We start from the raw sequence: 22,496 nt of genomic DNA, 5'->3' as shown, positions 1-22,496 counted from the left end.
AGGTTTCTCACCAGTAGACAGACAGCGCCAGTGCGCCGAACAGGCAGACGAACAGGGACAGGCGCAACAGCGCCGGGTGCCAGAAGAAGCGATAGCCGTCGTGGCTGGCGATGAAGCGGTCCAGGCCCCAGGCCAGGCCTGCAGCGAACAGGAACATCAGGGTCATGGTGGGCATGTACACGCCATGGAAGGCGATCTCACGGGGCATGGTGCAATCCTTTGGCCGGGGCCAGGGGTGACTGGGGGTCGAGCAGCGAGGTGCGGATGAAGTGCAGGTAGCTCTGCGCGCGGCGCAGCACCGACGTGTCGAAGTGCCGGGCGAAGGGTTCGTCGGTGGCCTGCACGCGGCTGATGGCGTGGTCGACCGCCACCAGCGCGCGCTCGTGGTTGCTGGCGTTGGGCTGCAGGAACAGCCGCGCCAGGGCGCGCCCCATCACCCTGATCGCCTGGCGCCAGGGCTGCGATTCGGCATAGGCCGGGTGCACCGGGGCATTGGCCTGCTCCTTGCGCAGTTCGATCACGGCGTGACCGACTTCCGATACCACGAACATCCAGCCCATCAGCTCGGCCTGCACCTGCGGCTTGCCAGCCGCCAGGCCATAGGCCTGGTGCAGCAGGTCGCGGGTGCGACTCTCGAAAGCCGAGCCCAGGCCACGCAGGCGCCCACCGATGGCGAACAGCACCTGTTCGCGCAGGTCCTGCTCCAGGCGGCTCCATAGCCAACGACTGTTCGGCGGCAGGATGATCGCCCCGGCCGCAGCGCAGACCAGCATGCCGATGATCATGCCGATGTAATCGTTGATGAAGGCATACGGGTCGTAGACCGTGAGGTTGTTGGGCACCGAACCGATGGCGAAGAACACCAGCAAGCCCACGCCATAACCGGCATAGGCCGGACGCGACGAGAGGAACGCACCGAGCACGAACACCGGCGCCAGCACCATGCACAGCAGAGCGAAACCGTCGATCCAGGGGAACACGAAGAAGGTCTCGAAGAAGCCGATGAACGCCCCGAGCAAGGTGCCGCACGCCATCTGGAACGACATGCGCCTGGGGTTGGGCGACGCCGCCGAAAGGCCGGCGGTGACCGTGGCGATCAGCGTCATCATGGCGCCGCTGGGCCAGTCGCTGAGCAGCCAGTAGCTGCCCAGCAGCAACAGCACCGCGGCGCCACGCACGCCGGCGGCCAGCGACACCAGCCAGCTGGTCTGTGCCACATAGGGCTCGTCCCACTGCTCGCGTTCGTGGTTGTGCGCGGCCAGTGAGGCATGGGTCTGGGCGTAGCTATAGAGGTCGTCGACCAGGCGGTAGAGCAGCTCGTAGGTGGTGTGGAAGTCCAGCAGGTCGGCGTCGCTGGGGCCGGTCTCCAGGTACGCCGCACGCAGCCCGCGCACCTGCGCCTGCAGGCCGTCCTTGTAGGCCGCCAGTTCCAGGGTCAGGCGTAGCGCATCGGCATCGGTCAGGGCTCGCCCGACGTAGGGCTCGAGCAATTGCGCCAGGGTATGCAGGCCCGGCTCGATGGCACCGACGATCTGCGCCGGGCCGCGTGCACGCAGGCGTTCGAGCAAACGGTGCAAGGCGTTGAAACGGGTGGTGATGGCCATGAATTCGCTGTTCATGCGCACCAGGCGCCCGGAGCGCCTGCGCATGTGTGGATCTTCGAAGGCGGTGACGTTGCGCAGGCTTTCCAGCCCCACCGCCTCGGCGATGAAACGCACGTTGCACGACTCGAACAGCGCACGCTGGCTGTTGCCGCGCAGGGCCTCGACCACCACCCCGGCAAACACGCCGAAGCGCTGGTACAAGGCATTGCGCATGGCGGCGCTGGCCGATTGCGGCAGGATCGCGGCACTGACCAGGGTCGAGACGAGAATCCCCAGAGAGATCTCCAGCACCCGCCATACCGCGGCCATGAACGCCTGGTCAGGGTGCTGGAGCACCGGCAGGCCGATCATCGCCGCGGTGTAACCGGCCAGCACGAAGCCATAGGCGCGGAAGGTGCGATAGCGCATGGCCCCTGCCGAGCACAGGCCGACCCACAGCGCCAGGCTGGGCAGGAACAGCTCGGTGTTCTGCGGGAAGATCGCAATCAGCGCGACCATCATCGCCGAGCCGGCCAGGGTGCCGAGCATGCGGTAGAAACTCTTGGCGAACACATGCCCGCTCTGCGGCTGCATGACGATGAACACGGTGATCATCGCCGTGCGCGGCTGCGGCAGCTCCAGACGCATGGCCAGCCAGAGGGTGAGGAACGCCGCAGCGAGCACCTTGAAGATGTAGACCCAGGTCACCCCGTCGGTGCGCGCCCAGGCAAAGAAGCCCCGGCGCCATTCCAGGTTGGACAGCCAACGCATCATTGCCCGCGTCCCGAGGCAATCAGGGCCGGCGCTTTCGGCACCGCCTGATGCCCTTCATCCGGCACGTCGCTGCCCGCACCCAGACCTCCGCCCAACGCCGTGACCAGCTCGGCATGCACACTCAAGCGCGCAGCCTGGACCTGCTGCTGGATCTGCTGCTGGCGAAACAGCAGGGTCTGCGCATTGAGCACGTTCAGGTAGTCGGTCAGCCCGCGCTGGAAGGCAACCGTGGCGATGTCGTAGGTCTTCTGCGCGGCGGCGACCGATTCGGCCGCGAAGTGTGCCTGCTGCGCCATCGACTCGCGACGGATCAACTGGTCGGAAATCCCCTTCAACGCCCCGACCACTGTTTCGTTGTAATGGGCAACAGCCATGTCGTAGCCGGCCGAAGCTTCACCCAACTGCGCGCGCAGACGCCCGCCATCGAAGATCGGCAAGCTGATGGCAGGCCCGACGTTGTAGTTGAACTTGCGGCCGGTGAGAAACTCCAGCGGCCCGCCACCGGTGGCCATGAAACCAAGGCCGCCGACCAGGTCGACGTTGGGGAAGAAGCCTGCGTGGGCGACCTCGATGCCGCGGGCCTGGGCTGCCACCTGCCAACGGCTGGCGACCACGTCGGGGCGCTGGCCGACCAGCTCGGCGGGCAATGCCGAGGGCAAGGACAGCGGCGCCGCGAGCGTCAGTGTCGGGCGCTGCAGGCTGGCCCCCTCGCCCGGTCCCTTGCCGGCCAGTGCCGCCAATTGATTGCGCGTCAGGGCAATTTCTTCATCGAGGCTGTCGAGCTGCCGATGGGTTTCCGGCAACGGCGCTTCGGCCTGACTGACGTCCAGATGGGTGCCGATCCCGGCTTCGAGGCGCCGCCTGGCCAGCGCGAGGATCTGCTCCTGCTGCTCCAGCTCGGCCTGGACGATGTCGCGCTGGGCGAAATGCAGGCTCAGCTGGATGTAGGTGCGCACCACGTTGTCGTGCAATTCGAGCTGGGCCTGGCGGGCTTCGGCGGCGCGCATGTGCGCCTGGTCCAGCGCCTGCTCAGTGGCGTTGCGTTCACGGCCCCACAGGTCGAGGGCGTAGCTCAGGCCAATGGCGGCGTTGTTGTCCCAGGTATTGGCGCCGGACAGGGCGCCGGGGCCGTAGAACTGGTCCTCCGGCCAGTTGTGGCGCTTGAGGGTCGCCTCGCCATTGGCCTGGAGGCGTTCCGCCGACTCGACCACACCAGCCAGGGCCCTGGCCTGGCGCACCCGCGCCGCGGCCATGGCCAGGCTCGGGCTACCGGCAACCGCGAGGTCCATCCAGCGATCGAGCTGGGGATCACCATAGGCGCGCCACCATTGCTGCGCAGGCCAATGGGCGTCGCGGTCGGCTTCGCGGATGGCAGTGTCGGTGGCGAGTTGGTTGGCTTGCAGCGTCTTGCTTTGCGGGGCGATGCCCCAGGTTCCGATACAGCCGCTCAAGGACAGGCTAAGGGCACAGGCACTGAGCGCTCGAAGCGCTCCGATGTTGCGACGCGGCACAGCTGCGATTTCCCGAGGAAGAGGTGAAGGGGCCGGGCAATTCTAGGGGCGGGTTTCATTGGCGATAAGCGCATATTCCTGCGAATCTTTGTTACCAAAACAGCGATAATCCGGCTTTGGTCGGACGTTCTTTTTCGTCACTTCATGTCACAATTTTGTCCTCTAGATCGAGAGTGACCCATGGACACCCTGCAAAACATGCGTGCTTTCAGTTGTGTAGCCCAGCTCGGCAGCTTCACCGCTGCCGCTGCGCAGCTGGATACGACCACCGCCAACGTGTCGCGAGCGGTCTCCAACCTGGAAGCCCATCTGCAAACCCGCTTGCTCAATCGCACCACACGGCGCATCGCCCTGACCGAAGCGGGCAAGCGCTACCTGATGCGCTGCGAACAGATCCTGACCTTCGTCGAGGAGGCCGAAGCCGAGGCCAGCGATGCCCACGCCCGCCCGGCCGGGCAGCTCAAAGTGCATTCGATGACCGGCGTCGGCCAGCATTTCGTGGTCGATGCCATCGCCCGCTACCGCGAAACGCACCCAGACGTCACATTCGACCTGACCATGGCCAACCGCGTGCCCGACCTGCTCGACGAGGGCTACGACGTGTCCATCGTGCTGGCCAGCGAGCTACCGGATTCGGGGTTCGTCTCCCAGCGCCTGGGTATCACCTACAGCATCGTCTGCGCCTCGCCCGACTACATTGCTCGCCACGGCATCGCACACAAGCCTGCCGACCTGCTCAAGCACCAGTGCCTGCGCATGGTCAGCCCGGTGATTCCGCTGGAAAAATGGTTGTTCGACGGCCCGGAAGGCCAGGAGATGGTCAACATCACCAGCTCGCCGTTCCAGGTGAACTCCGCCGACGCGATGAAGACCGCGATCCGCAGTGGCATGGGGGTGGGCGTGCTGCCGATCTACTCTGCCATCGACGGCCTGCGCGACGGCAGCCTGGTGCGGGTGATGCCCGACTATCGCCTGCAGGAGCTGAACCTGTACGCGATCTACCCGTCGCGCCAGTACCTGGATGCCAAGATCAAGACCTGGGTCGAGTACCTGCGCAACTCGCTGCCGGAAATCCTGGCGGCGCATGAAGCGGACCTGAAGACCCATGAATTGCTGATCGCCACCTGAAAAAGCTGCTGCACTGAAGGTGGGGACAATGGTAGGTTGCTAACCAATCGTTGATTCGCGGCGGCCTTTTCGCAAGGCCGCCATCGTCCCACCGCCTTGCAGAGAAGTAGCCCGATGAAAAAGACCGTCCTGGCCTTCAGCCGTATCACCCCGGCCATGGCCGAGCGCCTGCAGCACGACTTCAACGTGATCCTGCCCAATCCCAAGCTGGGCGACATCAATGCCCAGTTCAACGAAGCGCTGCCTGAGGCCCACGGCCTGATCGGCGTCGGCCGCAAGCTCGGCCGCGCGCAGCTCGAAGGTGCCGGCAAACTGGAGGTGGTGTCGAGCGTGTCGGTCGGTTACGACAACTACGACCTGGACTACTTCAACGAACGCGGCATCGTCCTGACCAACACTCCCGACGTGCTCACCGAAAGCACCGCCGACCTGGGCTTCTCGCTGATCATGGGCTGTGCCCGCCGTACCGCCGAGCTGGACGCCTGGACCAAGGCCGGCAATTGGCAGGCAACCGTAGGCCCGGCACATTTCGGTAGCGACGTGCACGGCAAGACCCTCGGTATCGTCGGCATGGGCAACATCGGCGCCGCCGTGGCACGCCGTGGTCGCCTGGGCTTCAACATGTCGATCCTGTATGCCGGCAACAGCCGCAAGAGCGCGCTGGAGCAGGAACTGGGCGCGCAGTTCCGCAGCCTGGAGCAGTTGCTGGCCGAGTCCGATTTCGTCTGCATCGTGGTGCCGTTGTCCGATGCCACCCGCAAGCTGATCGGCGCCCGTGAGCTGAAGCTGATGAAGCCGAGCGCCTTCCTGATCAACATCGCCCGCGGGCCGGTGGTGGACGAGGCGGCGCTGGTCGAGGCGCTGCAAGCTGGCACCATCCGTGGCGCAGGGCTGGATGTGTACGAGAAGGAGCCGCTGGCCGATTCTCCGCTGTTCAAGCTGCCCAACGCGCTCACCCTGCCGCACATCGGCTCGGCGACTGCCGAGACCCGCGATGCCATGGCCAACCGGGCAATGGAGAACCTGCGCGCAGCGTTGCTGGGCGAGCGACCACGGGACCTGGTGAATCCGCAGGTGTGGAAGGGCTGAGCCTGGCCGCTGACTGTACCGGCCTCTTCGCGGGCAAGCCCGCTCCCACAGGTAACACCACCGTATTCAGAAGCTATGTGGGCTGTTGTGGGAGCGGGCTTGCCCGCGAAGAGGCCAGCACCCATCCAACAGGCTCACCGCGGCTGGCGCCGCCTGCCCAGCACCTTGCGCACCACATACCGCGGCCGGTGCTTGGTCTCCTGGTAGATCCGCCCGACATACTCGCCCAGTATCCCGATCCCGATCAGCTGCACCCCGCCCAGGAACAGGATCGCCGACAGCAACGACGGATACCCTGGCAGGTCGATCCCCCACAGTACCTTCTGCACGATCAGGTACACCGCGAATACCAGCGCGAACAGCGACACCCCCGCGCCGATGTAGGTCCACAACCGCAACGGCACGGTACTGAACGAGGTGATGCCGTCCAGCGCCAGGTTCCACAGTCGCCACAGGCCGAACTTGCTCTCCCCCGCCACCCGCGGCGGGCGGTCGTACTCGATGATCTCGGTGCGAAATCCTACCCACGACAACACGCCCTTCATGAACAACTGCTGCTCCGGCAACTGGCGGATCGCGGCGACCACCTTGCGGTCGAGCAGCCGAAAATCACCGACGTTCTCTTCGATATGAGTGGAGGCGATACGGTTGTGCAGCCGGTAATAAAGGCGCGCACTCCAGCGCTTGAGCGGGGTGTCGGCATCGCGGCTGCGACGCTTGGCCAGGACCACGTCGGCGCCCTGCTGCCAACGCTCGACCATCTGCGCGATCAGTTCGATGGGGTCCTGCAAGTCGACATCGATCGGCACCATGGCATCGCCATCGGCATATTCGAGCCCGGCGAACAGCGCCGACTCCTTGCCGAAGTTGCGCGAGAAGTTGATCACCGTGACCCATTCATCGCGTAGCGCAAGCTCGGCGCAGATCGCCTCGGTCTCGTCGCTGCTGCCGTCATTGACGAACAGGATCTCCACCGTCATGCCCTGCAGCGACGGCTCGGCACGCACGGTGCGGTAGAAGTGTTCGAGGGTGTCCTGCTCGTTGTACACCGGCACGATGAGGGTGATGTTCATGGCGTCCTCCGTCTGAAGACCACACTGCGCGAGTAGCTGTAACCCGCTACAAGGCTGACCATGGAAAAGATCACGAGGGTCAGCCAGGGTGACAGGCGCGCCCAGTCGGAAAGCGCACCCACCGCCACACTCACTATCCCCATGCCCAGCAGGAACAGCAAGTAGCGCCGCTTGCTGGGCCTGGCCGCGAAGGTGTAGCGGGCGTTGACGTAGTACGACAGGCTCGCCGCAACGGCAAACGCCAGCAGGTTGCTTGGCGCCTGGCGCAACCCCAGCAGCAGGTGCAGCAGGAAGAACACCGACCCGTGCACCAGGGTGTTGCCCAACCCGACCAGCACATAGCGCCGCATCTGGTCCAACAGCCCGCCCGCACCGGCGTTCAAGGCAACGTCCAGGGTTTGGGCTGCGGCTTGGTCACCACATAACCCTGGTCGCCGATGAGGTAGATGCTGTACAGGCGGTTGTCCACTACCGGTGTGCCGCCGCGGGCCAGCAGGTCATCGGCGCGCCAGGTCGGCGCCGGGCTCTGGTTGGCGGTGCTGTTGATATAGAACTGGCCGATACCGACGCGCGCCATCATCTCCGGCAAGAGTACGAAGTCCGAACTGCGGATGAACTTGAGCAACGGTGCCCGGGCCTGCGCGCCAGAGGCCGCAGGTAACCAACCCTCGGCCTGGTTGCGTTCGAGCAGGTAGAAGGCGCGGGCCTTGTCCAGGGCGGGGTGGCTGAGGATGTCCTGACCGATGTACTGACCGATCGCCGCGAACTGCGCCTTCTGCGCCTCCAGCAGACGGCCATGGGCGTAGGCCAGCGCCAGCATCGACAACAGCGGCAGGCAGAGAATCAGCGCGCGATCAGGCGCGCGGTCACCCAGCCCGCGCCTGGCCAGGTAGAGCAGTAGCACCAGCACGCAGGCAAAGCCCATCAGGGTGCGTGCGCCATGAATGAAATAGTCGAATGCCAGCATCACGCCGCTGGTCATCACCACCAGCACCAGCACCGCCAGCAGCAGGCCGGCGACGCGCACGAGCAGGCCTGGCAGGCCGTGCTGCCGATGGATACCTCGACCATCGCGCCACAGCCCAGCGGCGGCCAGCAGTGCCAGCCCCGCCGCCAGGACCAGGTTGCCGGGCGTCAGCAGCAGGGCGACATGCTCGAACGCCGTGCCCAGGCGCGTTATCACTTCGCCCGGCAGCGCAGCATCCACTGCCAGCATGGTCAAACGCTGCTCGGACATCCACGGCATCGCCACCAACAGATACACCAGCGCGCCCAACAGCATCTGCACCACACGCAAGGTCACCACCTTGCCCAGCCGGACCAGCGGATCGCCGCGCAACAGGCCGCGCATCGCGTCGATGCAACACAAGCCGATGAATACATTCAGCGTCACCTGGTAGAAACCCAGGCCGCAGGCAATCAAGACGGTGCCGGCGAACAACCGGCGTGGATCGAGGCTCACCGCCAGGATCATCGCCGCCAAACCCAGTGCCATGGCGGGCCCGTCGTACTGGTATGACAGGTTCTGCAGGAAGAACGGGCTGTACCACAGCGGCAACACCACGAGCAGGTCGGTCGGGCGCGGCTGGCCGAAGTAGTGAATGGCCAGGCGCGCCAGGGCATAGGCCGCCACTGGCAGGCTCAACAGCAGCGGCAAGGGGAACAGGTTGATCGCCCCGCCGGCGAAGCTCAGCCCTGCATGCAGCCACTGGGTGAACAGGCGCCCTTCGGCGGTCCAGTTCCCCGTGGCGGTCTGCGCGCGCCAGACATCGTCGAGGTACATCGAGTCGGCGAGAATCAGCGGCAGCACATGCAGGGCAAGTGCGAGCAGGCAGAGCAGGTGCGCCTGGCGCGGTGTCAGGGGGCGGTTCCACGGCTGGGCTGTCGGCATGGCCTACCTTGCAGGATCAAGGGGTTTGGCCAAGTGTAGACAGCGCAGCGCCAGCGTCTTCTGCAACGGTGTCGGGCACAGGCCTCACTTCATGGCCAACGCTGCCTGGGTGGCCTTGGCAACCCGGGGCTTGCGAAACACCAGCACATTACCGGCCATCACGGCGACCAGCCCCAGCAATGCCGGTGCCGTCCACTGATAGCCTTCGGCGAATGCCGACACGTTCAGCGCTACCAGCGGGAACAGCACCGTGCAATACGCCGCCCGCTCCGGACCCATGCGCCCGACGAGGGTCAGGTAGGCGGTAAAGCCAATCACTGAACCTGGAATCACCAGGTACAGCAGCGAACCGATATAGCGGGTGTTCCACTCCATGGCGAAGGGCACGCCATTGACCAGGCAATACAACCCCAGCAGGGTCGCACCGTACACCATCCCCCAGGCGTTGGTGGTCATCGGCTTGAGGCCCGCCTTCTGTTGCAGGCTGGAAAGCATGTTGCCGGCCGAGAAGCACAGGGTACCCAGCAACGCGAGGCCCAGGCCGACCAGGGTTTCACGGCTGGCGGCGTGTCCGGACAGCTCGGGCCAGAACAGCAGGCCCAACCCCAGCAAGCCCATGGCGCCACCGCCCAGCACGTTGGCGGCGATCTTCTGGCCGAAGAAGATCCGCGCGTTGAGCGCGTTCCACAGGGTCGCGGTGGAGAACACCACGGCGATCAGGCCGCTGGCGATCCACTGGCTGGCGGTGAGGAAGCACATGAAGTTGACACAGAACAGGCAAAGCCCCTGGGCCAGGCAGATCAGGTGCCCACGCCGATTCATCGGTTGCAGGCGACGGGTCAGCAGCAGGACCGCGAACAGGATCAGACCTGCCAGGGCAAAGCGGTAGACGATCGATACCGGGATCTCGACCACACCCAATTGCAGCTTCAGGGCGATCCAGGTGGTGCCCCAGATCAGGACGGTAAGCAAATAGAGCGACAGATTCATGGGCGGGGTCCTTGGGTCTGGCGGCGGTCTGCGGAAGCGGCGGTGGGAGCGGGCTTGCCCGCGAAGAACCCACCGCCGCTCACGAAGTCTGTCCCCCTCGCCCCGCCCCGCGCTTGCACAAACTTGCGCTTTTCCGTCGGCAACCACTCCCCTTGCGCTCGCGCCGCAGTACGATAGCCCTCCAGAGGAATCGCCCATGCCGCCACTTCATCAGTTGCAAGTCTTCAACGCCATGCACAGCTCGCCCAACGCCCGCCTGGAAGCCAGCGCGCAAATGGGCGAGGGCCTGGCCGCAGCCCTGTGGCGCAACCGTGACGATGCGCGTGACTACCTCGCCCCCAGCCACCATACCCTGTCGTGCTACATCGCCGACGGCACCGGCACCTTCCGCCGCCAGCGCCCGGGCGACAAGGGCGCGCCGAACAAACTGTGCATCATGCCCGCCGGTCACGAGTCCAACTGGGTGGTCAACGGCACCATCCGCCTGGCGCACCTGTACATCAGCGAAGAACAGTTCGCCCTCGGCTGCATTCGGCTGCTCGACCGCGAGCCACGGGAAATGCAGCTGCACGAAGCCACCTTCCTCGACGACCCACAGCAGGCCCTGCGCTTTCACCAACTGATCGGGCTTGACTGGAACGAACCTGCCGAGCGCCTGCTGGCCAGCAGCCTGGCCCACGCCATCATCGACCATGCCGTGCTGGGCCAGGCCGGCCTGCGCCAGGGGCTACGGCTCAAGGGCGGGCTGGCGCCGCACCAGCGTCTGCATCTGGTGGACTACATCGAGGCCAATCTCGACCAGCCGCTTTCACTGAACGAACTGGCGCTGCGCTGCAATCTGTCCGAATACCACTTCGCCCGGATGTTCCGCGCAAGCTTCGGCCTGCCGCCACACCAGTACCTGCTGGCGCGCCGACTGCACCAGGCGTGCCGGTTGCTGCGCCAGGGCGACCTGCCGCTGGGGCAGGTGGCATTGCTGTGCGGGTTTGCCAGTGCCAGCCATTTCAGCAATCGCTTCAGGCAGGCGATGGGCGCAACGCCCGGGGAGTATCGTGCTGCGTTGGGCAGAATAGAACTTGCGAGCCGATAAACCTTCGCCTGGGTACCTGATAATTCTGCTAGTTGTGGGCTCCTGATCATGTGTCTAGTTTCAGCAGGCACCTATCGCCCTTCACTGAATCTATCGCCCAGGAGAAAACAATGGAAAAAATCACAGAACTACCCGACAAATCTTATGGTTCATCTGCGCCGGATACATCGCAGGAACCTTACTTTAATCTGAGGTGGTATGGCTTCGAGAGCGAACATACCTCCGAGACCTCGAATGCCAAGATTGATTATGAGTTCTTCGCAGGCTTCACTCAGATCATAGCGCGTATGGCCCTCTCGCTTGACCGGGTCGTTCTGAATGTTCCCAATGGTTCCAAAGATGGGAGTTACCCTTTTGTCACCCTGGATGAACATCAAGGCGGGAAAGTCGGCATCATCCCCGGAATCATCCTGGGAGGAACCGCCCTCCGTTCAATAAAAGGTGTTGTCGATCTGAACAACATCGACGGAAGGTGCATCGTCAGCTTCTCTGGAACGGCAGACGGGTTCATCCTCAGAAAAGGGTATTTCAACTTCCCTTACCCGCGTGAACCACGTTGATGACTGAGTATATTGAAAGCACTCTAGTTCGCCATTGAAGTAGAGTGCTGCTGACCTGCCTCAGAACTCCAACGTACTCGATACACTCACCTGCCGTGCGTCGCCAATAGCCACGAAGTACCGGTTCACCGCCGAGCTGTAGTACACCTTGTCGAACAGGTTCTTCACGTTCAACTGCAAACGCACCTTGTGCGCATCCAGCTTGGTCTCGTAGCTGGCGAAGGCGTCGGCCACGGTGTAGGCCGGCAGGTCGAAATCGTTGGTCGGGTTACCTGCCCGCTCACCGACATAACGCGCACCGGCTCCCAAACGTAGACGATCACCACCGAACAGGCTGCCGTAGTCGTACACCGCCGACAGCGAGCCGGTATGGCGCGCCACGTTCTGCAGGCGATTACCCTTGAGGGCCGGGTCCTTGGTCACTTCGGCGTCGGTGAAGGCATAGCTGCCGATCAGGCTCCAGCGTTCGCTGAGCTGGCCGCTCAGGTCCAGTTCGACGCCACGCGAGCTGACTTCGCCAGCATTGCTGTACAGGGTTTCGCCGGTGCGGGTGTCGAAGTTGGCCACCAGGACATTGCGCTTGGTGATGTCGAACAGCGCCAGGGTGCCGGTGATCTGCCCGGGAATGTCGAGCTTGGCCCCCAGTTCCCAGGCCTTGCCCTCCTCCGGGGCGATGGAGGAATCGAGCACCAGCCCGCCGCTCAGCGGGGCGATGCTGGAGTTGGGCTTGAACGACTCGCTGTAGCTGCCATAGAACGACAGTTGCTCGTCGACCTTGTAGACCAGCCCGGCATGCGGGGTCCAGGCGCGGTCGCTGGTGTCGGTGTTGGTGGTGAACGGTCGGCCGCGACCGGCGAGCTGGTCGTACTGTTGCAGGCGCACACCGGCCACGGCGATCCAGTGCTCGTCCAGGTGCACGGCGTCCTGGAAGAACAGCGAGTCGGTGCGCAGCTTGTCGGTCTGGTCGCTGTCGCTGGCACGCACGGTGCTGCCTTCAGGCTCCTGGCCATAGACCGGGTTGAGGTAGCTGAAGGTCGAGCGGCTGGCCTGGCGGATCAGGTCGGCGCGGTAGACCTTGCGGTCTTCATGGTCGAAGCCCAGCAGCAGGTCATGTTGCATCCCGCCCAGTTGCACATTGCCGTTCAGGCTCAGGGTGGCGAACTGGTCGCGGCTCATGGCGCCGTGGGTGCCGTCGATGCTGCGGGTCAGGGTGCCACGGGCATCGTTGACGCCGGTCACCCGTACCTGGCTGGCGTCGTAGGTTTCACGGTTGAAGCTGTAGCCGAAGTGCAGTTTCCAGTCGTCCGCCAACTGGTGATCGACTTCAAGCCGATACAGGTCCGAGCGGCCTTCCATGTCGTTGAACGGCTCGTCCAGGCGGCGAGTGGCCGGGATATCCAGCGGGTGATTGGTGCGGTTGCTGATCGCCGTGCCACGGTCGAACGGATACAGGAACTCGCGGTGCTCATAGGCCAGCAGCACCTGGGTGTCCTCGCCAAACCAGGCCAGCGACGGCGCCACCAGCGACTCGCGGTGCACGCCGTAGTTGCGCCAGTAGTCTTCATCTTCATGATCGACGATCAAGCGATACGCCAGGTTGCTGTCGCCCAGTGCACCGGTGCTGTCGAAACTGCCACCGCTGCCATTCTTGCCGCTGCCGTAGGTCGAGCCGCGCAGGGTCAGGGCGTTGTATTGCTCGAGCTGCGGACGCTTGCTGACCACGTTGATGACCCCGCCTGGATCCTGGATACCGTACAGCAGCGACGCCGGCCCCTTGAGCACTTCAACGCGTTCGGTGGTGGCGTTGAGGCTGCGCCCCTGCACGATCGGCATGCCGTCGCGCATGATCGAACCGTCGCGGTTGTCGCCAAAGCCGCGCTTCATCACCGTGTCGGAGGTGCCGCCAAAGTTGTTGCCCTGGGTGATACCGCTGACGTTGGCCAGGGCATCATCGAGGTTGCGCGGCGCCTGGTCGCGCAACACCTGGGCCGGAACCACGTTGATGGCGTGGGGCGTTTCCAGGTTCGTCCCCTGGCCGCGCATGATCGAGGGGCTGGCCGGTGGCTGGTAGCTGAAGCTGTCCATCTGCGAGGTCACGGTGGTGGCTTGCAGGTTCAAGGCGCCGGACGTGTCGAGAGGTTCCAGGGTCAGGGTGCGCGCATCGACGCGGCGCCAGGCCAGCCCGGATTGGCCAAGCAGTTGCTGCAAGGCCTGCTCGGCGCTGAACGAGCCGTTGAGCGCCGGCGCCTGCTGGCTGGGGAGCTCGAAGGTGTACACCACGCTTTGCCCGGTAGTACGGCTGAAGGCGTTGAGGGCCTGGGCCAGTGGTTGGCCGGGCTGGGCGAAGGTATACACCTGAACCTGCTCGGCGGCGCGAGCCAGGGGTGTCAGCGCCACTGCGGACAGGGCGCAGAGACCAAACCAGAGAGGGACGCAACGCGGGGTGAACTTCATGGACGCTGACCTGTGAGAGACCGGATTTATTGCGAATGAATCGCACTTTCACTCACTACACGGATGCCGCGCCGGGTTACCTCACCCCCCCGTGAAAAAAAATTGCGCACACCACCCCCGATAACGGCAAAAGGCCGCTTCCGGGTATCACGCGCCCATCGGCGCATTACCCGGAAGCGGCCTTGTGCCGCAATTCTGCAGGGGATCAGTGGTGTTCGCGGGTCGCGCGGAACTGCACGTCAGGCCAGCGCTCTTCCATCAGCGACAGGTTGACCCGGGTCGGTGCCAGATAGGTCAGGTGGCCACCGCCATCAATGGCGAGGTTCTCCATGGCCTTGTTCTGGAATTCCTCGAGTTTCTTCTTGTCGTCGCAGGCAATCCAGCGTGCCGACCAGACGGTGATCGGCTCGTAGGCACACTCGACCTTGTACTCTTCCTTCAGGCGGCTGGCGACCACATCGAACTGCAGCACACCGACCGCACCGAGGATGATGTCGTTGCTGCGCTCGGGGAAGAACACCTGGGTCGCGCCCTCCTCGGCCAGCTGCTGCAGACCCTGGCGCAGCTGCTTGGATTTCAGCGGGTCCTTCAGGCGCACACGACGGAACAGTTCCGGGGCGAAGTGCGGGATACCGGTGAAGCCCAGCGCTTCGCCTTCGCTGAAGGTGTCGCCGATCTGGATCGTGCCGTGGTTGTGCAGGCCGATGATGTCGCCGGCATATGCCTCTTCGAGCTGTTCACGCTCGGAAGAGAAGAAGGTCAGCGCATCGCCGATGCGCAGGTCCTTGCCCAGGCGCACATGGCGCATCTTCATGCCCTTCTCGTACTTGCCCGAGCAGATACGCATGAAGGCGATACGGTCGCGGTGCTTGGGGTCCATGTTCGCCTGGATCTTGAACACGAAACCGGTGAACTTCTCCTCCACCGGTTCCACCGTGCGCTCGTGCGCCACGCGTGCCAGCGGGCGCGGTGCCCAGTCGACGACGGCATCGAGCACATGGTCGACACCGAAGTTGCCCAGAGCGGTCCCGAAGAACACAGGCGTGAGCTGGCCGTTGATGAACTCGTCCTGGTTGAACTCGTGGCAGGCGCCCTGCACCAGCTCCAGTTGCTCGACGAAGCCATCGTACTGGTCGCCCAGATGGGCGCGGGCCTCATCGGAATCCAGCTTCTGGATGATCTTGGCTTCAGTGCGCTCGTGGCCGTGGCCCGGGGTGTAGACGATGATGTAGTCACCGGTGAGGTGATACACGCCCTTGAAGTCGCGGTAGCAACCGATCGGCCAGGTGATCGGCGCGGCCTTGATCTTCAGTACCGCTTCGATTTCGTCGAGCAGTTCGATCGGGTCGCGGATGTCACGGTCGAGTTTGTTGATGAAGCTGACGATGGGCGTGTCGCGCAGGCGGCACACGTCCATCAGGGCGATGGTACGCGGCTCTACACCCTTACCGCCGTCCAGCACCATCAGCGCCGAGTCCACGGCGGTCAGGGTGCGGTAGGTATCTTCGGAGAAGTCTTCGTGGCCGGGGGTGTCGAGCAGGTTGATCATGTGCTCGCGGTACGGGAACTGCATCACCGAGGTGGTGATGGAGATGCCACGCTGCTTCTCCATTTCCATCCAGTCGGAGGTGGCATGGCGGTCGGACTTGCGCGACTTCACGGTCCCCGCGACGGAGATTGCCTTGCCCATCAGCAGGAGCTTCTCGGTGATGGTGGTCTTACCGGCGTCGGGGTGGGAAATGATTGCGAAAGTGCGGCGCTTCGCGACTTCGGCGGCCTGGTTGGTCATGGGAAATCGCCTGACTGGGGATCGAAAAATGGGGCGATATCATACCTGAACTCGGGCTTGGACCAAAGCCGGCTGCACGGGTGATTGCAGAACCGGCCTCTTCGCGTGGCACGCCCGCGCCTACCAATTGGCGATGCCCTGCGAAGAGGCCTGCCCAGTCACTATAAATTCGTGGCATCGCCCAAAAGCCCTCCACCTTAGTGTTTTCAACGCCTGCAGGGCGACAAATCGCATTTTTCACGCGCCTTTATCCTGCTTAGCCAGTGATTAACACTGGCCAAATGCCGCCTCAGATGGGAACCTTTACGCCCTCGGAGACGTCCACTCCCCTGCAACCCGTTTCGGTTCAGGGCTGGTTTCACCAGCATTCACGAGCCTGACGGGGCTCGACTCATGGCATGAACGCACTGCCTCGCAGGCGTCACGCTGCTACTCGCGAACACACCACCCGCCTCCCGCACGGGCCGGCTACGAAGAAGTGTGTCCGCCGACGACATAAGGAGTCCACCTGTGGCGAAACGCTACGGAAAAGGGCTGATGGGATGGGCCTGCGTGCTCGTCATCCTGGCCCTGCTGATCCACTGGATCGGCACTGACACGATCGCGCGTTACCGCGACGATCTTGGGTTCTACCTGCAAGCGCACCTGGTACTGGTGTTGGCTTCGATGGCGGCGGCGCTGGCCGTGGGCATCCCCGCCGGCATTGCGCTCAGTCGACCGCACCGGGTCGACAAAGCCGAGCGCTTCATGCAGTTCTTCAACGTTGGCAACACCATTCCCCCCCTGGCCGTTCTGGCCATTGCCCTGAGCATTCTGGGCATCGGCGCAGGTCCTGCGATCTTCGCGTTGTTTCTCGCCTCCCTGCTGCCCATCGTGCGCAACACCTACGAGGGCCTGAAAAACGTCCCCGCCTCGCTCAAGGAAGCCGCCACCGGCATCGGCATGACCCCGCGCCAGCAACTCTGGCAGGTGGAGCTGCCCAACGCCGTGCCGATCATCGTCGGCGGCGTGCGCGTGGCCCTGGCGTTGAATGTGGGCACCGCACCACTGGCGTTTCTGATCGGCGCCAACAGCCTTGGCAGCCTGATCTTCCCCGGCATCGCCCTGAACAACCAGCCACAGCTGCTGCTGGGCGCCGCCTGCACGGCGCTCCTGGCCCTGGTACTGGATGCCCTGGTGAGCTTCTCCAGCAAGCGCTGGCTGGAACGCGGCCTGGCCGGATAACAAGAGGGAACCCATGAAAAAGACAATCGCCTTGCTGCTGGGCGCGGCACTGCTATGCGCAGGTTTTGCCCAAGCTGCAGAAAAACCCCTGGTGCGCATCGGCGCGCGGGTGTTCACCGAGCAGACCGTGCTCGCCGAAATCACTGCCCAGTACCTGCGTGCCAACGGCTTCCAGGTCCGTGTCACCGGCGGGTTGGGCAGCAGCCTGGCGCGCCAGGCCCACGAAACCGGACAGCTCGACCTGATGTGGGAGTACACCGGAGTATCGCTGGTCTCCTACAACCACATCGAGGAACGCATGCCCAGCGCCGAAGCGACCTACAACAAGGTCAAGGCCCTGGATGCGAAGAAGGACCTGATCTGGCTGACCCCCTCCAAGTTCAGCAACACCTATGCCCTGGCCCTGCCACGCAAGGTCGCCGAAGCCTACCCGCAGGTCACCAGCATCAGCCAGCTGAACCAGGTACTGCAGGACGAACAGGCGCGCAAGCACCTGGTGGCGCTGGACACCGAGTTCGCCAATCGCCCCGACGGTCTCGATGGCCTGCAGGCGATGTACGGCATGCAACTGGGGCGCGCCAACATCCGCCAGATGGATGCGGGCCTGGTCTACACCGCCCTGCGCAACAACCAAGTGTTCGCCGGCCTGGTCTACACCACCGACGGCCGCCTCAGCGCCTTCGACCTCAAGCTGCTGGACGACGACAAGCACTACTTCCCCGACTACACCGCCGCGCCGGTGGTGCGCAAGGCCGTGCTCGACGCCCATCCACAACTGGCCGACCTGCTCAAGCCGCTGGCCGAGACGCTCGACGACGAGACCATGCGCCAGCTCAACGCCAAGGTCGATGTCGAGCACCAGAGCCCGTCCAGCGTGGCGGCCGCTTTCCTGCGTGAACATGCCTTCAGCGAGGTCGCGCGATGAACCTGATCGATACCTTCGCCCATCTCGACTGGGCCCTGGTCCTGCAACTGACCGGACAACACATCATGCTGGTCGGCATCGCCGTCAGCCTGGCCATCGTCATCGGCGTGCCGCTGGGCATCCTGATGACCCGCTTCCCGGTACTGGCCGGCCCGCTGCAAGCCAGCGCCACGGTATTGCTGACCATCCCGTCGATTGCCCTGTTCGGCCTGCTGCTGCCGTTCTACAGCAAGTTCGGCCAGGGCCTCGGCCCGCTGCCGGCGATCACGGCGGTGTTCCTTTATTCGCTGCTGCCGATCCTGCGCAACACCTACCTGGCCCTGACCAACGTCGAGCCTGGCATCCGCGAAGCGGCACGCGGCATCGGCATGACCTTCGGCCAGCGCCTGCGCATGGTCGAGCTGCCCATCGCCGTACCTGTGATCCTCGCCGGCGTGCGCACCGCCGTGGTGATGAACATCGGCGTGATGACCATCGCCGCGACCATCGGTGCCGGTGGCCTGGGTGTGCTCATTCTCACCTCCATCAGCCGCAGCGACATGTCGATGCTGCTGGTCGGCGCCGTACTGGTCAGCCTGCTGGCGATCATCGCCGACCTGCTCCTGCAAACCCTGCAACGTGCCCTGACTCCAGAAGGACTGCGCTCATGATCGAACTCAAGAACCTCAGCAAGACCTTCAACGTCAACGGCAAGGACGTCAAAGCCGTCGACTCGGTCAGCCTCACCGTCAACGAAGGCGAAATCTGCGTGTTCCTCGGCCCTTCCGGCTGCGGCAAGAGCACCACGCTGAAGATGATCAACCGCCTGATCACCCCGACCTCCGGCCAGGTGTTCATCAATGGCGAAGACACCACCGGCCTCGACGAAGTGACCCTGCGCCGGCACATAGGCTACGTGATCCAGCAGATCGGTCTGTTCCCCAACATGACCATCGAGGAAAACATCACCGTGGTGCCGCGCCTGCTCGGCTGGGACAAGCAGCGCTGCCATGACCGCGCCCGCGAGCTGATGAGCATGATCAAGCTCGAACCCAAGCAGTACCTGCAGCGCTACCCGCGCGAACTGTCGGGTGGCCAGCAGCAGCGCATCGGCGTGATCCGCGCGCTGGCGGCCGAGGCCCCGGTGCTGCTAATGGACGAGCCGTTCGGTGCGGTCGACCCGATCAACCGCGAGATGATCCAGAACGAGTTCTTCGAGATGCAGCGGGCGCTGAACAAGACCGTGATCATGGTCAGCCACGACATCGACGAGGCCATCAAGCTGGGCGACAAGATCGCCATCTTCCGCGCAGGCAAGCTGCTGCAACTGGACCACCCGGACACGCTGCTGGCGCATCCGGTGGACGACTTCGTCAGCAACTTCGTCGGCCAGGACAGCACCCTCAAGCGCCTGCTGCTGGTGCGCGCAGAGGATGCCGCGGACAACGCGCCGTCGGTCAGCCCCGAGACCCCGGTGAGCGAGGCACTGGAGTTGCTCGACGAGCACGACCGCCGCTACGTGGTGGTCACCGATGCGGCGAACAAGGCGATGGGGTATGTGCGCCGGCGCGACATGCACCGCCAGCAAGGCACCTGTGGGGACTTCCTGCGATCGTTCAATGCCACCGCATCCCATGACGAGCACCTGCGCATCCTGTTGTCGCGCATGTACGAGTTCAATCGGGCCTGGTTGCCGGTGCTGGATGCCGAGCAGGTATTTCTTGGCGAGGTGACCCAGGAGTCCATTGCGGCCTACCTGAGTTCCGGGCGCTCGCGCGGGGCCAAGACCAGCATCGTGTCGCCTGCCGAGACGGTAGCCCTTTAAATTGCTGGGGGCGCTTTGCGCCCCGGCAATGTCGAATCAAATCCTGGATAGGTAGTGCTTGGACGGGCCTATTCGCGGGCAAGCCCGCTCCCACAGGTACAGCGCCAGCCTCAGGGCTTGCATAGGACCTGTGGGAGCGGGCTTGCCCGCGAATGGGGCGACTCGGTATCAGAACCCTACACTGGCCTGCACATAGAAAGTGCGCGGCTCACCCACGTACAACCCGGCGTTGTTGTCGCTGGAACGGGTGTAGTACTGCTTGTCGAAGATGTTCTTCACCCCCGCCGCCAGCTTCAGGTTCGACAGCTGCGGGCCGAAGTCATAGCCACCACGCGCATGCCAGGTCACATAGCCCGGAATGTTGCCGTACTGTCCATCGGCGCTCGGCTGGGTGATGTAGTTGCCGGTGAAGCTGCCGTCGGCATTGACCCCGGTGCCCGGTGCGCGCTGCTTGGATTGGGCATAGGCATCCAGGTTCCAGGTCCAGCGGTTGATCTGGTAACGCAGCCCGGCCGTGGCCACCTGGCGCGAGTAGAACGGCAGGTCGCGGCCCTTGAAGCCAGGGATCTCACCTTCATAGGTAGCACGGGTGTAGGTGAAGCCGGCGTTGGCCGACAGGCCGTCCAGTCGCGGATCCAGGCCGGCCAGGTCATAGCGCACCGATGCCTCGATACCCTGGTGCTTGGTCGCGCCCAGGTTGGTCCAGCCCACGTCGTTGCTGATGTACTGCAGTTCGTCGTCGAAGTCGATGTAGAACGCAGTCAGCTCGCCAGCGAAGTGGCCGTCGTCATAGCGGGTACCGATCTCGTAGGTCTTGGCTTTCTCCGGCTCCAGGCCGTTGGCGGTGTTGTCACCCGAGCCGCCCTGGCCCAGCTGGAAGTACTGCAGGCTACCGAACGAGGTCTCGTAATTGGCGAACAATTTCCACGCCTCGGACATGTGGTACATCACGCTCAGGGCCGGCAGCGGCTCGTTGCTGGTGATGCTGCGGTTCTTCTCCGGCACCGGGCGGTTGTTGGTGTCCAGCACCGGACGGTCGCGCCAGTCAGTGTTGATGTGCTCGAAGCGGATGCCCGGGGTGATGGTCCAGTTGCCGACGTCGATCTTGTCATCGATGTAGTAGGCACTGGCCTCGGTACCACCGGTACGGTCCTGGTAGACGTGGCCATCGGAAGTCGGGGTGACGGTCGGCACGTTGTCGATCAGCGCCAGGCGCGATGCCTGCTCGCGCATGGTTTCCTTCAGGTAGCGATAGCCAACGCTCACTTCCTGGGTCACAGGCCCGGTGAAGAAGACCCGCGACACGCGTGGCTCGATACCGAAGGTGGTGTAGTTACGCGGGAACGACGACAGGGTGCGCTGGTCGCGGGCGGCAATGGCGCTGCCGCGGAAGCTGTCGGTGTAGTAGGTCAGCACTTCGAACTGAGTGGCTTCGTCGAGCTGGCGCTGCCACTTGAACGAGACGTCCTTGCGACGGCCGCTGAAGTAGTCGTAGTCGCGTACCGACTGGTACGGATCGCGGTCGAATTGCGCCTGGGTCAGGCCACCGGGCATGTCGGCGCGGCCGTCATAGTAGTGGAAGTTGAGCCAGAACTCGTCGCTGTCGGTGGGTGCCCAGTGGGTCTTGAGCAGCACGTCATCGATGTCGTTGTCGTTGTTGCTGCGGCGGTAGCCGTTACCGTTGACGCCGGAGTACAGCAACGCGACGCCGATGCCGTTGTCGGCAGTACCGCCGACGAAGGCCGACTCTGTGTGTTTCCAGCCACCGTACCTGGAGGTTTCCAGGGTGGTGCCCAGCTCGGCCGTGGCTTTTTCCGGGATCGCCCGGGTGACGAAGTTGATGACCCCGCCGACGTTCTGCGGGCCATAACGCACCGAGCCTGCACCGCGGACCACGTCGATGCTGTCGAGGTTGCCCGAGGAGATCGGCGCCATCGACAACTGCGGCTGGCCATAAGGAGCAAAGGCCGCCGGCACGCCGTCGATCAGCACGGTCGAGCGTGGCGACAGGCGCGAGGTCAGGCCGCGCACCCCGACGTTGAGCGACAGATCACTGCCGCCGGTGCCGTTGGAGTCCTGTACCTGCACGCCTGGGATGCCGCGCAGCGCGTCGCGCACGTTCATGGTGCCCTGCTCGACCATTTCCTGGCGGCGCACCACGGTACGCGCGCCGGGGTGGTTCTGCACCACGGTCTGGTCGGCATCGCCCAACCAGTCACCCACTACCTTCACATCCGTAGGCGCCAGTTCCAGGCTACCGGTGGTCAAGGTGCCAGCGCTCTGCACCGGCTTGACCACCACGGTGTCCTGGGACATCTCGTAGGTCAGCCCGCTGCCTTGCAGCAACTGTTGCAGCGCCTGCTCGGGGGCCAGGTTACCGGACACCGCCGGCGCCTGTTTGCCGGCCACCAGGTCCGGGCTGAAGAACAGTTGCAGGTTGGTCTGCTGGCCAAGCTGGGCCAAGGCCTGGGCCAGCGGTTGGGCCTGGATCTGGATGGCGGCCGGGGCCTGGGCGGCATAACCGTGGGTGGCAGCGGCGCTGACCGCCAGCGCCAGCGCCAGGCGGCGCAGATGAAGCAGGGGCTTGTTGTTGTTCACGTCTTCGATCAGT

18 protein-coding genes are annotated in these 22,496 nt (G+C 64.2%); 8 read left to right on the top strand and 10 right to left on the bottom strand.

What is annotated here, in order from left to right:
- Nucleotides 1-7: 7 nt before the first annotated feature.
- The 3 genes from ACNFHO_RS23040 to ACNFHO_RS23030 are packed head-to-tail and all read right to left on the bottom strand — an operon-like array spanning nucleotide 8 to nucleotide 3,868.
- Entirely contained in the window at nucleotides 8-208 is a 201-nt protein-coding gene (locus tag ACNFHO_RS23040; protein ID WP_054894899.1) for a DUF1656 domain-containing protein, read from the bottom strand.
- Nucleotides 198-2,354, bottom strand: a complete 2,157-nt coding sequence (locus ACNFHO_RS23035; RefSeq protein WP_063546868.1) for an FUSC family protein — start codon at nucleotides 2,352-2,354, stop codon at nucleotides 198-200. The genes ACNFHO_RS23040 and ACNFHO_RS23035 overlap by 11 nt, the downstream gene beginning before the upstream one ends.
- A complete protein-coding gene (locus ACNFHO_RS23030; RefSeq protein ID WP_416767456.1) occupies nucleotides 2,354-3,868 on the bottom strand; it encodes an efflux transporter outer membrane subunit in 1,515 nt (504 codons plus the stop codon). The genes ACNFHO_RS23035 and ACNFHO_RS23030 overlap by 1 nt, the downstream gene beginning before the upstream one ends.
- Before the next feature lie 180 nt (nucleotides 3,869-4,048).
- Here ACNFHO_RS23030 and ACNFHO_RS23025 point away from each other — a divergent pair, with 180 nt between their 5' ends.
- Nucleotides 4,049-4,996: a LysR family transcriptional regulator gene (locus ACNFHO_RS23025; RefSeq protein ID WP_054894897.1), complete on the top strand. Its 948-nt coding sequence runs from the start codon at nucleotides 4,049-4,051 to the stop codon at nucleotides 4,994-4,996.
- Nucleotides 4,997-5,110: 114 nt separating this feature from the next.
- Nucleotides 5,111-6,085 (top strand): 2-hydroxyacid dehydrogenase, encoded by a 975-nt coding sequence (locus tag ACNFHO_RS23020; protein ID WP_416767454.1) that lies wholly within the window; start codon nucleotides 5,111-5,113, stop codon nucleotides 6,083-6,085.
- A gap of 134 nt (nucleotides 6,086-6,219) precedes the next feature.
- Here ACNFHO_RS23020 and ACNFHO_RS23015 read toward each other — a convergent pair whose 3' ends face one another.
- From ACNFHO_RS23015 to ACNFHO_RS23000, 4 genes are all read right to left on the bottom strand, one after another.
- Nucleotides 6,220-7,158, bottom strand: coding sequence for a glycosyltransferase family 2 protein (locus tag ACNFHO_RS23015; RefSeq protein WP_063546050.1), 939 nt, complete (start codon nucleotides 7,156-7,158; stop codon nucleotides 6,220-6,222).
- On the bottom strand, nucleotides 7,155-7,541 hold the full coding sequence (locus ACNFHO_RS23010) for a GtrA family protein (protein WP_367613733.1): 387 nt from the start codon (nucleotides 7,539-7,541) through the stop codon (nucleotides 7,155-7,157). Before ACNFHO_RS23010 ends, ACNFHO_RS23015 begins: the two co-directional genes overlap by 4 nt.
- Nucleotides 7,538-9,049: a glucosyltransferase domain-containing protein gene (locus ACNFHO_RS23005; RefSeq protein ID WP_416767451.1), complete on the bottom strand. Its 1,512-nt coding sequence runs from the start codon at nucleotides 9,047-9,049 to the stop codon at nucleotides 7,538-7,540. The genes ACNFHO_RS23010 and ACNFHO_RS23005 overlap by 4 nt, the downstream gene beginning before the upstream one ends.
- 84 nt (nucleotides 9,050-9,133) lie before the next feature.
- Nucleotides 9,134-10,039 carry a DMT family transporter gene (locus tag ACNFHO_RS23000; RefSeq protein WP_063546052.1) on the bottom strand — a complete coding sequence of 302 codons (906 nt, stop codon included), beginning with the start codon at nucleotides 10,037-10,039 and terminating at the stop codon, nucleotides 9,134-9,136.
- Between the two features lie 196 nt (nucleotides 10,040-10,235).
- Here ACNFHO_RS23000 and ACNFHO_RS22995 point away from each other — a divergent pair, with 196 nt between their 5' ends.
- On the top strand, nucleotides 10,236-11,129 hold the full coding sequence (locus ACNFHO_RS22995) for a helix-turn-helix domain-containing protein (RefSeq protein ID WP_416767449.1): 894 nt from the start codon (nucleotides 10,236-10,238) through the stop codon (nucleotides 11,127-11,129).
- A 110-nt stretch (nucleotides 11,130-11,239) separates the two neighbouring features.
- The gene (locus ACNFHO_RS22990) at nucleotides 11,240-11,689 is read left to right on the top strand and encodes a hypothetical protein (protein WP_416767447.1); all 450 of its coding nucleotides are present in this window, start codon (nucleotides 11,240-11,242) and stop codon (nucleotides 11,687-11,689) included.
- A 60-nt stretch (nucleotides 11,690-11,749) separates the two neighbouring features.
- On the opposite strand, the gene ACNFHO_RS22985 is transcribed toward ACNFHO_RS22990, so the two are convergent.
- Both ACNFHO_RS22985 and ACNFHO_RS22980 read right to left on the bottom strand, forming a co-directional pair.
- Nucleotides 11,750-14,143, bottom strand: a complete 2,394-nt coding sequence (locus ACNFHO_RS22985; RefSeq protein ID WP_200603857.1) for a TonB-dependent siderophore receptor — start codon at nucleotides 14,141-14,143, stop codon at nucleotides 11,750-11,752.
- A 205-nt stretch (nucleotides 14,144-14,348) separates the two neighbouring features.
- Nucleotides 14,349-15,932, bottom strand: coding sequence for a peptide chain release factor 3 (locus tag ACNFHO_RS22980; protein ID WP_054892572.1), 1,584 nt, complete (start codon nucleotides 15,930-15,932; stop codon nucleotides 14,349-14,351).
- 510 nt (nucleotides 15,933-16,442) lie between these two features.
- Between ACNFHO_RS22980 and ACNFHO_RS22975 the strand changes: the two genes are divergently transcribed.
- Genes ACNFHO_RS22975 through ACNFHO_RS22960 form a run of 4 tightly spaced genes read left to right on the top strand, consistent with a single transcriptional unit; the run spans nucleotide 16,443 to nucleotide 19,885 of the window.
- Nucleotides 16,443-17,156 (top strand): ABC transporter permease, encoded by a 714-nt coding sequence (locus ACNFHO_RS22975; protein ID WP_054892571.1) that lies wholly within the window; start codon nucleotides 16,443-16,445, stop codon nucleotides 17,154-17,156.
- Between the two features lie 13 nt (nucleotides 17,157-17,169).
- Nucleotides 17,170-18,081, top strand: coding sequence for a glycine betaine ABC transporter substrate-binding protein (locus ACNFHO_RS22970; protein WP_186710993.1), 912 nt, complete (start codon nucleotides 17,170-17,172; stop codon nucleotides 18,079-18,081).
- Nucleotides 18,078-18,731 (top strand): ABC transporter permease, encoded by a 654-nt coding sequence (locus ACNFHO_RS22965; protein WP_054892569.1) that lies wholly within the window; start codon nucleotides 18,078-18,080, stop codon nucleotides 18,729-18,731. The genes ACNFHO_RS22970 and ACNFHO_RS22965 overlap by 4 nt, the downstream gene beginning before the upstream one ends.
- Nucleotides 18,728-19,885 carry a betaine/proline/choline family ABC transporter ATP-binding protein gene (locus tag ACNFHO_RS22960; protein ID WP_054892568.1) on the top strand — a complete coding sequence of 386 codons (1,158 nt, stop codon included), beginning with the start codon at nucleotides 18,728-18,730 and terminating at the stop codon, nucleotides 19,883-19,885. The genes ACNFHO_RS22965 and ACNFHO_RS22960 overlap by 4 nt, the downstream gene beginning before the upstream one ends.
- Nucleotides 19,886-20,053: 168 nt before the next feature.
- Here ACNFHO_RS22960 and ACNFHO_RS22955 read toward each other — a convergent pair whose 3' ends face one another.
- Nucleotides 20,054-22,483, bottom strand: a complete 2,430-nt coding sequence (locus tag ACNFHO_RS22955) for a TonB-dependent siderophore receptor (RefSeq protein ID WP_054892567.1) — start codon at nucleotides 22,481-22,483, stop codon at nucleotides 20,054-20,056.
- Nucleotides 22,484-22,496 lie beyond the last annotated feature (13 nt).

Source organism: Pseudomonas sp. NY15374 (genome assembly GCF_048068255.1).
Taxonomy (GTDB): Bacteria; Pseudomonadota; Gammaproteobacteria; order Pseudomonadales; family Pseudomonadaceae; genus Aquipseudomonas; species Aquipseudomonas machongensis.
The sequence above is the reverse complement of the archived record's forward strand: the minus strand, read 5'-3'. Positions and strand labels throughout refer to the sequence as shown.

Bases quoted from the DNA above. Each gene is read 5' to 3' on its own strand.
- ACNFHO_RS23035 (WP_063546868.1), bottom strand. From the start codon at position 2,354: ATGCGTTGGCTGTCCAACCTGGAATGGCGCCGGGGCTTCTTTGCCTGG.
- ACNFHO_RS23040 (WP_054894899.1), bottom strand. From the start codon at position 208: ATGCCCCGTGAGATCGCCTTCCATGGCGTGTACATGCCCACCATGACC.
- ACNFHO_RS23020 (WP_416767454.1), top strand. From the start codon at position 5,111: ATGAAAAAGACCGTCCTGGCCTTCAGCCGTATCACCCCGGCCATGGCC.
- ACNFHO_RS22970 (WP_186710993.1), top strand. From the start codon at position 17,170: ATGAAAAAGACAATCGCCTTGCTGCTGGGCGCGGCACTGCTATGCGCA.
- ACNFHO_RS22990 (WP_416767447.1), top strand. From the start codon at position 11,240: ATGGAAAAAATCACAGAACTACCCGACAAATCTTATGGTTCATCTGCG.
- ACNFHO_RS22965 (WP_054892569.1), top strand. From the start codon at position 18,078: ATGAACCTGATCGATACCTTCGCCCATCTCGACTGGGCCCTGGTCCTG.
- ACNFHO_RS23025 (WP_054894897.1), top strand. From the start codon at position 4,049: ATGGACACCCTGCAAAACATGCGTGCTTTCAGTTGTGTAGCCCAGCTC.
- ACNFHO_RS23000 (WP_063546052.1), bottom strand. From the start codon at position 10,039: ATGAATCTGTCGCTCTATTTGCTTACCGTCCTGATCTGGGGCACCACC.
- ACNFHO_RS22985 (WP_200603857.1), bottom strand. From the start codon at position 14,143: ATGAAGTTCACCCCGCGTTGCGTCCCTCTCTGGTTTGGTCTCTGCGCC.
- ACNFHO_RS22960 (WP_054892568.1), top strand. From the start codon at position 18,728: ATGATCGAACTCAAGAACCTCAGCAAGACCTTCAACGTCAACGGCAAG.
- ACNFHO_RS22980 (WP_054892572.1), bottom strand. From the start codon at position 15,932: ATGACCAACCAGGCCGCCGAAGTCGCGAAGCGCCGCACTTTCGCAATC.
- ACNFHO_RS23015 (WP_063546050.1), bottom strand. From the start codon at position 7,158: ATGAACATCACCCTCATCGTGCCGGTGTACAACGAGCAGGACACCCTC.
- ACNFHO_RS22995 (WP_416767449.1), top strand. From the start codon at position 10,236: ATGCCGCCACTTCATCAGTTGCAAGTCTTCAACGCCATGCACAGCTCG.
- ACNFHO_RS23005 (WP_416767451.1), bottom strand. From the start codon at position 9,049: ATGCCGACAGCCCAGCCGTGGAACCGCCCCCTGACACCGCGCCAGGCG.